This window comes from Pseudomonas sp. E141, assembly GCF_052659885.1.
Genome location: NZ_CP084024.1, coordinates 2356530 through 2369606, shown reverse-complemented (window position 1 = coordinate 2369606; position 13077 = coordinate 2356530). Strand labels below are relative to the sequence as shown.

10 protein-coding genes are annotated in these 13077 nt (G+C 61.0%); all 10 read left to right on the top strand.

Annotated elements, in window-relative coordinates:
- Positions 1-131: 131 nt before the first annotated feature.
- Complete coding sequence (locus tag GKKCFE_RS10695; protein WP_316913156.1) at positions 132-1367, top strand: MFS transporter; 1236 nt, start codon at positions 132-134, stop codon at positions 1365-1367.
- A 27-nt stretch (positions 1368-1394) separates the two neighbouring features.
- Entirely contained in the window at positions 1395-2522 is a 1128-nt protein-coding gene (locus GKKCFE_RS10690; RefSeq protein ID WP_316913155.1) for a LuxE/PaaK family acyltransferase, read from the top strand.
- A 1-nt stretch (position 2523) separates the two neighbouring features.
- A complete protein-coding gene (locus GKKCFE_RS10685) occupies positions 2524-4935 on the top strand; it encodes an acyl-CoA reductase (protein WP_445577820.1) in 2412 nt (803 codons plus the stop codon).
- A 52-nt stretch (positions 4936-4987) separates the two neighbouring features.
- Entirely contained in the window at positions 4988-6262 is a 1275-nt protein-coding gene (locus GKKCFE_RS10680; RefSeq protein ID WP_445577819.1) for a phenylacetate--CoA ligase family protein, read from the top strand.
- Entirely contained in the window at positions 6259-7203 is a 945-nt protein-coding gene (locus GKKCFE_RS10675; protein ID WP_445577818.1) for a GNAT family N-acetyltransferase, read from the top strand. Before GKKCFE_RS10680 ends, GKKCFE_RS10675 begins: the two co-directional genes overlap by 4 nt.
- Before the next feature lie 203 nt (positions 7204-7406).
- A complete protein-coding gene (locus tag GKKCFE_RS10670) occupies positions 7407-9401 on the top strand; it encodes a methyl-accepting chemotaxis protein (protein ID WP_445577817.1) in 1995 nt (664 codons plus the stop codon).
- A gap of 269 nt (positions 9402-9670) precedes the next feature.
- Positions 9671-10117: a DUF411 domain-containing protein gene (locus GKKCFE_RS10665; protein WP_076385001.1), complete on the top strand. Its 447-nt coding sequence runs from the start codon at positions 9671-9673 to the stop codon at positions 10115-10117.
- On the top strand, positions 10117-10551 hold the full coding sequence (locus GKKCFE_RS10660) for a YqaA family protein (protein ID WP_076385003.1): 435 nt from the start codon (positions 10117-10119) through the stop codon (positions 10549-10551). The genes GKKCFE_RS10665 and GKKCFE_RS10660 overlap by 1 nt, the downstream gene beginning before the upstream one ends.
- 86 nt (positions 10552-10637) lie before the next feature.
- Positions 10638-11669 carry an alpha/beta fold hydrolase gene (locus GKKCFE_RS10655; RefSeq protein ID WP_445577816.1) on the top strand — a complete coding sequence of 344 codons (1032 nt, stop codon included), beginning with the start codon at positions 10638-10640 and terminating at the stop codon, positions 11667-11669.
- 11 nt (positions 11670-11680) lie between these two features.
- On the top strand, positions 11681-12646 hold the full coding sequence (locus GKKCFE_RS10650; protein ID WP_107322524.1) for a D-2-hydroxyacid dehydrogenase family protein: 966 nt from the start codon (positions 11681-11683) through the stop codon (positions 12644-12646).
- Positions 12647-13077 lie beyond the last annotated feature (431 nt).

Here is a 13077-nt window from a genome sequence, read left to right as displayed (position 1 = left end):
TTTTGTCTTACAGAATTAACTCATATTTCTGCCACAAACAAAGGGGAAGACTTCTTTCGGCCCTGAATTCCCCCAACGTATTCTCGAATAAGAGGCGCTTACCTCCTTACCGAAAATCAACGTTGGAAATCATGCAAAACTTGCTGGCAACTCTTTCGCCAATACGATTGACAGGTTTTTGCCTGGCTATCGCTCTTTTCGAACTATTGACTTATCTGGCCAGCGACCTGGTCATGCCGGCCATGCTCGCGGTGACCCGGGAACTGGATGCGCCCGCGGATCAAATCCCCTACGCCTTCAATCTGTATCTATTGGGCGGTGTTCTGCTGCCGTGGCTGATCGGTCCGTTATCCGATCGCTATGGGCGTCGTGCATTCATGCTCGCCGGTTGTGCCGGTTTTGTCCTGGCTTGCGCGGCGATCACCCTGGTCACCCACATGCAGGGATTCAACGGGCTTCGTTTGATCCAGGGTATGGGGCTGGGTTTCGTGATCGCGGTCAGCTACCCGGCCATACAGGAAGTATTCAACGAGTCGGACGCTGTGAAGGTCATGGCGTTGCTGGGCAATCTCGCCCTCCTCTCGCCCTTGCTGGGGCCGCTGCTGGGTGGCTTGCTGCTGCAATGGCTGTCCTGGCGCGAGCTGTTCATGTTGCTGGCAGGCCTGGGGGCAGTGAGCTGGCTGGCCTTATGGACATTCATGCCCCGAAGCCCCGGTCTGGCGCACTCCTGCCCCCGGCAACCGGCCCTGGAGCCGTTCGAACTGCGCACACTCATCAGGCGCTATGGCGCGCTGCTGGGTCACTCCGGCTTCATGGCCGCGTGCGTGGCGCTGGGGTTGATGAGCCTGCCGCTGATTGCCTGGATCGGTCTGTCCCCCCTGTTGCTGATCCAGGACCAGGGCCTGTCGCCCCTGGTGTATGGCCTGTGGCAAATCCCGGTGTTCTCGGGCGTGATCCTTGGCAATCTCCTGCTCAATCACCTGGTGGAGCGGGTGGGCGTGCGCGGGGTATTGCGCTACAGCCTGTGGCCCTTTTCTACCGGCCTCATCGCACTGGTGATCGCCAGCCCGTTCAACCTTGGCGTACCCGCGCTGGTCAGCGGCCTGGCGCTCTACGCCCTGGGGCTGGGCATGGGCAACGCGGCCTTGTATCGATTGGCGCTGTTCGCCAGCGACGACAGCAAAGGGCTGGTCTCGGCCATGGTCGGGATGATTTCCATCGCAGTGATGAGCACCGCCGGCTCACTGCTCGCGCTGCTGGGCGCCGGAACAAGCCTGAACGCCTTTGCCTTGATGGTCGGCATTGCCGGGCTCAGCTGCCTTGTGGCGCTGCGTCTGTTCCTGTCGCAACCGGCCGCTCACGTCTGAAAATCCCCTCCCTGAGGAACGTTACCCATGATTCATTTTCCCCACGCCGATGCGCTGTGTGCATTGGCGCAGCCTTACGATCCCGATTCGGTACCTGCTGGTCTGTTTGATCGGGCCATGGCCCAAATCAGCCTGTTCCATTGCCACCACACCCCTGGCTACGAACACTGGCTCAACGCCAACGGCCTGGCGGTAGAGGATCTGGAGCATTTGACTGACTGGTCGCGCTTGCCGCCCATCTACGCCAATTACTTCAAGCAGCGCTTGTTGCTCAGCCCCACCGGCGAGAACGCGCTAGAGCTGACATCCTCCGGCACCAGCGGTCAGAAAAGCCGCATGCGCTACGACGAGCGCAGCATGGCCGCGGCCCAGGGCATGGTGGCGCGTATCTTTGAACATTACGGCTGGTTCACGCCGGATTCGCCCTGCAACTACCTGTTGTTCAGTCACGAACCGGAGAAGGTCAATCACGTCGGCACCGCTCATACAGACCAGTTCTTGCGCAGCTTCGCGCCGGCCAATCGGATTTTTCATGCGCTGCGGCGCACCGGAAAAGGTCATGAGTTCGATGTCTTTGGCGCGATCCGGACCCTTCAGGAGTTCGCCGAAGAGGGCCTGCCGGTGCGGATCTTTGGCTTCCCGGCGCTGCTGTGTCATGCGCTTGAGCGCATGCGTGAAACTGCGACGCCGAACCTCAAACTTGCCCCCGACTCCCTGGTATTTCTGGGAGGCGGCTGGAAAAAACAGGCCGCCCAGGAGATCCCCCGCCACGAGGTCTATGAACACATCACCCGGCAACTGGGCATTGAAGCGCACCGCTGCCGCGACGGTTACGGTGCCGTCGAGCACGCCGTGCCGTACATCGAATGTGCGCACCACAGGTTTCATGTGCCGATCTATTCGAAAGCTTTCATACGTCACCCCTCGAACTTCAGCGTCCAGCCCTTCGGTGAGGCGGGATTGTTGTCGTTCGTCTCGCCTTACATCTCTTCCAGTCCCGCCCATGCCGTGGTGATGAGCGACCTGGCGACCCTGCATCCGGCCAATTGTGAGTGCGGCCTGAACACCCAATGGTTCGAGCTGCATGGTCGGGCCGGCACCAGTGCCAGCCGAAGCTGCGCCATGGCCGCTTCCGAATTGATCAAGGAGAATTGATATGTATCTCATCAATGGCCAACTGCACGCTGATCTGCCACTCGATGCAGCCCTTGAGCGCCTGCAGACGCAACTGCCTGCTCTTCTGGACGCACCGCCCCCCAGCGATAGCGTGCTCGATTGTGCGCAGGCGTTCGCACAAATGCTGCGGGTCCCAGAACAAACTCCGTTCCTGGACGACGACCAGCGCCAGGCACTGATCGCCTTCTGCGAACGCAAGCATTTGAGCCGCAAACTCGAACGGGAGCTGGGGGCGGACGCGCGCTCGCTGCGCCGAATCGACTATAGCGATGGCCCTTTCGAAAGCTGGCAACCCCTGGGGCTGGTGGTGCATGTCACCCCCGGCAATGCTCCGCTGCTGGGGTTCTTCGCGGCACTGGAAAGCCTGCTGGCGGGCAACGTCAACTGGCTGCGACCCAGCACGCGCGATGCAGACCTGACGGCGCGGGTGCTGGCGACGTTCCTCGATTGCGACCCAAGCGGCCAGTTGCGCGATTACGTTGCGGTGCTGCCAGTGCCCTACCACGAGTGCCGGCGTCTCTTCGCGCTGGCCCAGGGCGTCAGCGCCTGGGGTGGCGAGACAGCACTCAAGGCCATGCGTGACCAGCTTCCAAGCGGCTGCCGCTGGATCGATTGGGGACATCGCATCAGCTTCGCCTATGTCACGCCGCAAGCCGCCAACGAGCAGGCGCTGGACAGTCTGGTGGATGAGGTCTGCCGCCTCGATCAGCAAGCCTGTTCCAGCCCCCAGTGGCTGTTGGTGGACAGCGACGAGCCGGCCCAGATGCTGGCACTGGGTAACGCCTTGGCTGGTGCATTTGAACGACGCACCGGACAATGGCCGGCGTTGGAAACCAGTGCAGCCGAAGCGTGCGAGATCACCACCCGCACGGCACTTGCCCGACTTGACCACAGCTTTGCAGGACAAACCGGCCAGATTTGGGAAGGCCACGGCTGGCGTATTATTTGGGAGCATCACCGCGACCTGTTGCCATCGCCACTGTTTCGCACGCTTTTATTACGACCGGTGCCCCATGGGCTGATCACCGAAACCCTGCTGCCCTGGCGAAACGTGTTGCAGAGCTGCGCGCTGATCAGTGAACCGCAACGGGCGCCTGAGCTGGCACGTCGCGTATTAGCCGCCGGCGTGACCCGCATTTCGGCAACCGCAGACATCCAGCAAGGCTACGAGGGCGAGCCTCACGACGGCGTCTACGCGCTGCAACGATTGAGTCGTCGGGTATCGGTCGGTCTTGAACCTGAGGTCGCCAGTCATCGTGTGACACTGGACGCCCCGCCGACCACGACACCTATTTCACCCTCGACGCCGATCATGGACAAAGCGGCATTCCTGGCGCTGCCTGCCGCACCCCAGGCCCAGTTGTTCTTCCGCTCAGGTGGTAGCAGCGGCGCACCGGTGCTGTCGCCCTACAGCTACCGCGATTTTGATCGCCACATGCGGGCCGCCGCCGACGGACTGCGCGCGGCCGGTCTGGATCCGACGAAGGATCGGGTGATGAATCTGTTTTATGGCGGCAACCTCTACGGTGGCTTCTTCAGCTTCTCGAAAATACTGGAGCACATGAACGCCGTGCATTACCCCATGGGTGCGACGTCAGATGCGGACTTTGAAGAGATCGCACGGATGATCGTCGCTCACAAGGTCAATACCCTGGTTGGCATGCCAAGTACCTTGCAGCGCCTGTTTTCCAGCCAGCGAGAAACCCTTCAAGGCTACGGCGGCGTGCGCAAAGTCATGTTGGGCGGCGAGCACCTGGGGCCAGGCTGCCGTCAGTTGCTTGAGGACTGCGGCGTGACAAGTATTCGCTCAGCCATCTATGGCAGCGTCGACGCGGGCCCCCTTGGCCATGCCTGCGCTGCTGGCGGCGAGGGCGTGTTCCATCTCATGGAGGACATTCAACACTTGGAGATCGTCCAGTTGGAACAGGACACTCCAGTCGAACCAGGGGAAACCGGACGGCTGCTGTTCACTTCGCGCAGACGCCAAGCGCAGCCCCTTCACCGCTACGAAGTTGGTGATTGCGGGCGCTGGCTCACCGCTCCCTGCTCGTGTGGCCTGGAGTCACCCCGGTTCGAGTTGCGCCAGCGCCACGGCGCCCTGATACGCATCGTGACGTACCTGATCAATACCCGCGAGCTGGCTGAGCAGGCACAAACGGCCATTCAGATCGTACTCGATTACCACAGCAGCGGCTGCGAACGCCTGCTGATTCGCGCCGATGGCGACGCACAAACAGTTCGGCGCCAGGTCATGGGCCTCGAACTGCTGTCCACGCTGGTGGAGTCCGAAATGCTTGTACTGGACGTGCAATCCTGTCCAGCAACAAGTTTCGAACCTAACAAACACAGCGGCAAAGTACCGCTGGTGATTGATCGCAGACTCACCGCTTGATTGTTTTCCCGTGTAATTGAATAAGCGGACGTTAGAGTCCGAGAGAACCCTGATGAGCACCTCTTTACCATTCGAACAATGGCTCGCCCATATTCGTACGCATTCAACGTTCTACCGCAAGTCTTTACGGCATTTACCCGCGCAGAATTGCGCTCTGGAGGATGTCCCCATTGTCGACGTCGCCGACTATTGGGCCGGCAGTCATGACCTGGACCATTGGGACGTACTGACCGGCAAAGTCGAAGACGCACTGATCTACAAAACCGGTGGCACGACCAGTCAGGGAAAACTGTCTGTGTACACCCACGCTGAATGGCAGCGGATGCTCAACTGCTTCGGTCAGAGCCTGTCAGGGCAATTGAGGGCTGGTGATCGAATCGCCAACCTGTTCTTTTCCGGAGACCTGTACGCCAGTTTCCTGTTCATTCATGGCGCCCTTGGCAAAGTCGATGTAGCCATCACCGAATTCCCGTTCACCGGGGCGGTGGATCTCGACGTGCTGACCGAGGCCGTAACCGGCCACCGCATCAATGTGCTGGCCGGCGTGCCCGCGCACCTGCTGGCGTTTGCCGACCATTTGGATCAACAGGGGCGAACGCTGCCCGGCATCACCACCGTGCTGTTCGGCGGAGAAAACCTGTTCGACAGCCAGTTGCCCGCGTTGCAGCGCGCCTTCCCACAGGCACGCTTCGCCTCCATCGGCTATGCCAGCGTCGACGCCGGGCTGGTGGGCGCCAGCGCACCGGACTGCAACCTGGGCGAGCACCGCGTGTTCGGCGAACAGATACGGGTGGAGATCATCGATGAACTGAGCGGTGAGGTCATCCAGGCGTGCGATCGGCCCGGCAATCTGGTGGTGACCAACCTCACCCGGACCCTGATGCCCATCGTGCGGTATCCGGTGGGCGACCGAGCGTGCTGGCGCGAGCCGGTTGGTACCCCGCGACGCAAGTTCGCGCTTCAGGGCCGCAGCGCGAAAAGCCAGCGAGTGCGGGTAGGCGTTTTCTCGCTGTTTTCGCAGGAAATCAGCGACATCATCCGCAGCATTGGCGGTGACCTTCAGTGGCAATTGATCATCGAGCACGCACAGAACAACGACCGCGTGTTGCTCAAGTGGGTGCCTGGCGGGCAAACCCAGGCTTGCCAGTCACTCTCCAACACATTGAAAGCTGCTTTGACCAAACAGTATCCGGGTATCGACCAACTCGACCTGCACGTCCAGGCCTGCGCCTTGCAAGCGTTGGAACGCCATCCACGCTCTGGCAAGCACCTGTCGATCATCGACCGCCGCACCTATGCTCCGTTGACAGCGAGGCACGCCGGATGAGCAGCGTGGTCATCCGACCGTTCAGGCCCACGGATGGCGTCGGAACCAGCGAATTGTTCCGCCGGGTTTACGGCGATCACTACGTCTCACCAGACGTCTACCTGCCACACATGATTGGCCTGCACAACCTGCTGAACCGTTGGCACTCCATGGTCGCCGTGGAGGATGAGCGCGTGGTCGGTCATGCCGCATTGTGTCGGCAGACGGCCGATGGTGAAGACGCGGAACTGGCCCTGATCGCGGTGGACCCCGCGATGCAGGGCGGCCAGATTGCGACGCGCCTGGGGCAGAAATTACTCGACAGCTGCCAGGACCTCGGGCTTGCCAGGCTGTCGATCAAGCAAGTCACCAGCCATTGCTACAGCCAGCGTCTGGCACAACGCCTGGGGTTCCATGACACCGGGCTGCTGCCTGACCATGTGCCCTCACCTTTCGCCACGGTCCACGCCGAAACCATCGTGGTCGGCAGCCAAGTGGTCAGCGGCCATCGCCGCCCGCTGCCGCACCTCAAATGGCCCGCGGCATGCCAATGGCTGACGCAACCCTTGGCATCGCTGTTTGGTACCTCGCTCGAGGCGCCCTTGCCTTCGGTACAGCCTTTTCAAATCCGACAGCTGCCCGGAAGAATCGACATTGTGGCTGGGTACATAGGCCTTCGCCTGGCCGGGCAACTGCTGCGCTTGCCGGCCCATTGGTCGCTTTCAGTGCGACTCGGACTGCGTCAGCAATTTGCCGACGATTACCAACGATTGATGGACGCCGGATTCATCTTCACCGGGATCATGCCTGCCGAAGGCGACCCCGGTTGGCAGGCGCTGTTTCACCGTGGCGCCCTGGATCGCCCGCTCACCTTGCATTCGGAGCCGATGCAACGGCTCCACGAACAAGTGCAAGCCCAAGGGCACATCTGGAGGAGCGCCCAGGCAGGTTCGGCGGCGTAAAAACGGAGTTTTCGGCGCTGTGGCCACGCAAAAAAGTCGCGCTGAAATGCTGGAAGATCGCGGCGTTCACGCTGCGATCTTTCCCGATCAGCGGTAATGTTTGCTATGTGGGCACCCCTCAAGCTGTCCAGCGACGGGCCGATAAAAATAAGTCAGGCCATTGCGCCAGCTCCCGAAAGACGCCTTCGAGCAAGGATTCCCACATGCCCGCATTTCGCACCATTCAGGCGCGCTACACGCTGTTCCTGATTTCATTCATCCTGTTGTTGTCCATCCTGACCGTCGTGGGTATCAGCTATCTCGTCGCGCCCAAACTGCGCCACACCGAAGAGCAAGTGGCGCTTAATCGCATCAGCGAAGTGGCCGAGCAGATCCAGGGGGAATTGAACAAGGTCCAGGCGCAGCAACGCAGCATCACCCAGACCATCCCGCTGCTCGACAGCGATGCCATAGACAGGGTCCTGCCTGGCTTGGTGGATCAGTACGGCGAGCTGAAAGTCTTTGGTGGCGGGATCTGGCCGCTGCCTAATCAGCGGGCCGAAGGACGTAGCAAATTCAGCACGTTCTGGCACCGCGACGCCTCGGGCAAACTAGTGGTCAATACCTTCTGGAACAGCGACGCGGCGCCAAATTATTACGATCAACCCTGGCACAAGGGCGGCATGGCCACACCCGCCGGCAAGTGCGCCTGGGCCGCCGCCTATAAAGACGACGCCAGCGCTGAGCCGCGGACCAACTGCGCCATGTCCATCCAGAAGAACGGCGCGCCTTATGGCGTTTCCACCATCGACGTGACCCTGGGCTTCTTCAATGAGCTGGTAGCACGCAAGGAAGCCGAGCTGAGCGCCGAGATGCTGATCGTGGAAGGCGATGGCAAGATCATCAGCAACAGTTCGCGCATCAGCGGCCCCATCGTGCTGAAGAACATCAGCGAACTGGCGGCAACCTCGCCCTTCGCCGCACAGGTAAAGGCCGGCCTGGCCCAACGAGACCAGCCGCTGCAGCGGGTCGAATTTGATAACAAGGGTGAGGCCAGTACCTTTTTCATGCGGCCTATCGAAGGTTCGCCGTGGTTCCTGGCTACCGCCTTGCCAACCCGCCTGATCACCGCCCAGCGCGACGATGTACTGAGCACGTTAAGCCTGCTGCAGATCCCGATGGTGATCCTGCTGGTGTTGATGCAGTTGTACGCGATCCGTCAGTTGACCAACCGCATGAAGACACTCAAGAGCAACATCGATGCGCTGTCCACCGGCGATGCCGACCTGACCCGGCGCATCACCATCCGCGCCGAGGATGAACTGGGGGCGATCGGTCATTCGGTCAACGGCTTCATCGTTTACCTGCAAAACATGATCGGCGAAGTCACCCAGGCGACCGGCGCCATGGCGACAAGCCTGGACAACCTGCAACGGACCTCAGCCCACACCAGCGAAATCCTGATGCGCCACGCCTCGGAAACCGATCAGACCGTCACGGCCATCACCGAGATGAGTTCCACCGCCGAAAGCGTCGCGCAGAACGCCGCCGAAACCGCTGCGTTCACCCAACGCGCCAATGAACATGCCGACCATTCTCGGGTGGTTGTCGCAGAGGCGTCCAACAGTGTGGTGGCCTTGATCGATGAAGTCGCCAGTGCTACCCGCAAAGTCGAAAGCATGCAGCAGGACGCTCAACGCATCACCGAGATTCTCGGCGTAATCGGCGCCATTGCCGAGCAGACCAACTTGCTGGCCCTTAACGCCGCCATCGAAGCCGCCCGGGCCGGTGAGCAGGGTCGAGGCTTCGCAGTGGTGGCCGACGAGGTACGCGCCCTCGCCGCCCGCACCCAGGCCAGCACCTCGGAAATCAACGAAATGCTGACGCGCTTGACCCAGGGCGTGAGTTCATCGGTTTCGGCCATGGAAAACACCCAGGCCAGCTGCCAGTCAGCCGCCGACGCCACGTCCAGGGTCAATTCAGGACTGGATGAAATGGCCGGTTCCGTCAGCCAGATCAACAGCCTGAGCACTCAGATCGCCACCGCTGCCGAACAGCAGAGCGCCGTGACCGAGGAAATCAATCGCAGCATGGTGCAGATCCGCCATATGGTGGAAGAGCTGGTGGAAAGTGGCCTGGCCAGCGAGAACAACACCCGCCAGTTGCTGGAAGCCAACAGCCGGGTGAATGCGATCATGGGGCGGTTCAAAGTGCGCTGAAACGCCCCAGGTTGTTTGCATATGAACCTGAGGGAGCGAGCCTGCATGCGATGACGGCGGCAAGGTCGACACTGGCCAAGCTGACCCACCGCGATCGCGAGCAGGCTCGCTCCCGCAGGGTTCTGCGGTGGCGGGTGAATTTGCGCCGAACTTCGAATCAGTACCGCTTCCAACCTGACAACTCTGTAATCCGCCCCTCAGCCCACTGTCAGCTCACGCTCGCTACTCTGTTATCCTCCTCCCAAACTGTTCGACACGAGACTGTCCCCATGGCCAATCCCCTGCACCTGCTCGCCCTGAGCGCGTTTTTTGTCACCACCCTGGCCCAGGCCGCCGAACCGATCACCATTGACGTACACCGCGATGCCAATTGCGGTTGCTGTAAAAAATGGATTTCACATCTGCAAGAAAACGGCTTCAAGGTCAACGACCATGTTGAAACCGACATGAGTTCAGTCAAACAACGCCTGGGTGTTGCGCCAAACCTGCGCTCCTGCCACACCGCCCAGATCAATGGCAAATTCGTTGAGGGGCATGTCCCGGCCGACCAGGTCCTGGCGTTGAGCAAACGGAACGACCTGCTCGGTGTGGCCGCGCCTGGCATGCCCATGGGTTCGCCCGGTATGGAAACGGACGGCATGAGTGATGCGTATCAGGTGATCGGCCTGAAAAGCGACGGGACGCAAACCGTGGTGGCGGATTACCCGGCCCACTGATGGGCGAGGCTTACATCGGCTTGTTCCTGGCGGCATTCGGTGCCGCCACCTTGTTACCGCTGCAATCCGAAGCACTGCTGGTTGGGCTGTTGCTCAGCGAACGCTATGAAACCTGGCTGTTGCTGGGGGTCGCCACCGTGGGCAACGTACTGGGCTCGCTGGTGAACTGGTGGCTGGGCACACGCCTGGAGCAGTTCAAGGATCGGCGCTGGTTTCCGGTCAGTCCGGCGCATCTGGACAAGGCCCGCGTGCATTATCAGCGTTATGGGCGTTGGTCGCTGCTGCTCAGTTGGATGCCCATCATCGGCGATCCACTGACCTTGGTGGCGGGCGTGATGGGCGAGCCGTGGCGGCGCTTTGTGTTGATCGTGACCCTGGCCAAAGGGTTGCGTTATGGCGCACTCGCCCTCGCGACCCTGGGCTGGATGGGTTGAACGTTCGCGACTTTGGGTTGCCTGTGGTTAATGTCGCCATAATCGGGCCACGCCAGGATTGGCCGGATGCCCAAAGGAGATTGCCCATGTCGCGTTCCACTGCTCGCTGGTTACCCAGCCTGTTTCTGACGGCCGCCCTGCCGCTGTTCGCCCAGGCCGAAAACCCGCCTGAAGGCCCGGCCTATGGCCCGGAACTCCAAGGCTTCGAATACCCCTACACACTCAAGCACTTCCCCCTTCAGTCCCAGGGCCAATCGTTGCAAATGGGCTACATGGACGTGCCGGCCCAAGGCGAGGTCAATGGCCGCACCGTGGTGCTGATGCACGGCAAGAATTTTTGCGCCGCCACCTGGGGCGACTCGATCAAGACCCTCAGCGAGGCCGGTTACCGGGTCATCGCCCCGGATCAGATCGGTTTCTGTACGTCCAGCAAGCCCGCTCATTACCAGTACAGCTTCCATCAACTGGCAACCAACACCCAGGCCCTGCTCAAGGCTCTCGGGGTGCAGAAAAGCATTGTGCTCGGCCACTCCACCGGTGGCATGCTCGCCACCCGTTATGCCTTGCAGTTTCCCGATCAGGTCGAGCGGCTGGCGATGGTCAACCCCATCGGCCTGGAGGACTGGAAAGCCCTCGGCGTGCCCTACCGTACAGTGGACCAGTGGTACGAGCGCGAACTGAAACTCAGCGCCGACGGTATCCGCAACTACGAGCGCAAGACCTACTATGGTGGCCGCTGGAAACCGGAGTTTGAGCACTGGGTGGACATGCTGGCCGGGCTGAACAAGGGGCCGGGGCACACGCAAGTCGCGTGGAATTCGGCGCTGATCTACGACATGATCTTCACCCAGCCGGTCTACTACGAATTCAAGGACCTGAAAGTACCGACGCTGCTGCTGATCGGCACCTCCGACACCACCGCCATCGGCAGCGACATCGCGCCGCCGGCCGTGAAAGCCAAACTGGGCCGGTATGAAGTGCTGGGCAAGCAGGTGGCTCAATTGATTCCCCAGTCGACCCTGGTGGAGTTCGCCCATCTGGGGCATGCCCCACAGATGGAGGAGCCGGACCGGTTCCACCAGGCCTTGCTGGGCTGGCTGAACAAACCCATTCCCTGACGAGGTGTTCCATGGCGGTGCAAATAGCAGTCATCGATGATTGGCAGGACGTAGCGCGGGACGTGGTGGACTGGTCGGTGCTCGATAGCATCGGCCAGGTGACATTTATTCATGAGTACCCTGCCGAGCGCGACACCCTCGCCGCGCGCCTGCACCGCTTCGAAGTGATCTGCGTGATGCGTGAACGCACGCCATTCGACGAAGGCCTGCTGCGCCGCCTGCCCAACCTCAAGCTGTTGCTCACTGGCGGCATGCGCAATGCCGCCCTGGACCTCAAGGCAGCCGCCGAACTGGGTATCCAGGTATGCGGCACCGAAAGCTACAAGCACGCAGCCCCCGAGCTGACCTGGGCGCTGATCATGGCCCTGACCCGCAACCTGGTGCAGGAGGCCAATGCCTTGCGCGCTGGGCTATGGCAACAAGGCTTGGGCGGCGACCTGCATGGCAAGACCCTGGCGATCCTCGGCCTGGGCAGCATCGGCACACGGGTAGCTCAGTTCGGCCAGGTCTTCGGCATGCGGGTGATCGCCTGGAGCCAGAACCTCACCGCTGAACGGGCCGCAGAGGTGGGTGTGACCTACGTGAGTAAACAGCAACTGTTCGAACAGGCTGACATTCTCTCGGTGCATCTGGTACTCAGCGAGCGCTCCCGCGGTTTGGTGGACGCCCAGGCGCTGGGCTGGATGAAACCCCAGGCGCTATTGGTCAATACCGCACGCGGTCCAATCGTCGATGAAGCCGCCCTGATCGACGCCCTGCGCGACAAACGCCTGGCCGGTGCCGCCCTGGACGTCTTCGCCGAGGAACCCCTGCCATCCGACCACCCGTTCCGATCCCTGGAAAATCTACTGGCCACACCGCACGTGGGTTACGTCACCCGGAACAATTATCAGAAGTTCTATTCCTTGATGATCGAAGACCTGCAAGCCTGGGCGGCCGGCAAACCGATCCGCCTGTTGACCCCCACTGGCGACTGAACACGTTTTAAGTGGGAGCAAGCCTGCTCCCACAGAAACAGCGTATTTCCGGGCCAACAATGGCCACTAAAATGCCTCTATTTCACCCGCCCCCTGATGGTGCATCGCGCCATTGCATCGCGCACGCCGATGAAACACCGCCATTCCCCATACACCCATTACGTTTCCAGAAACTGCACTTCGTCGGTGCGTATCCCGCTTTGTCGTGTAAGACATTGCCGCCAACAAAGCTGATTGTCGGACAATTCGACGAAGCGCGCCGCACCGCTCTAGGTTCTGACCTAGACTGCCAAACCGGGGAGAAAACCGACCGGTCGTCCAGACGAAAAAAAGTGGAAACTTTTCGCAACGGCGACGGGTCAGGTTAGAGGTAGGGCAACAACGGCTGGTGCAGTCCTTGCAAGTCCTTGAAGCAGCCCCTTCACCTGATT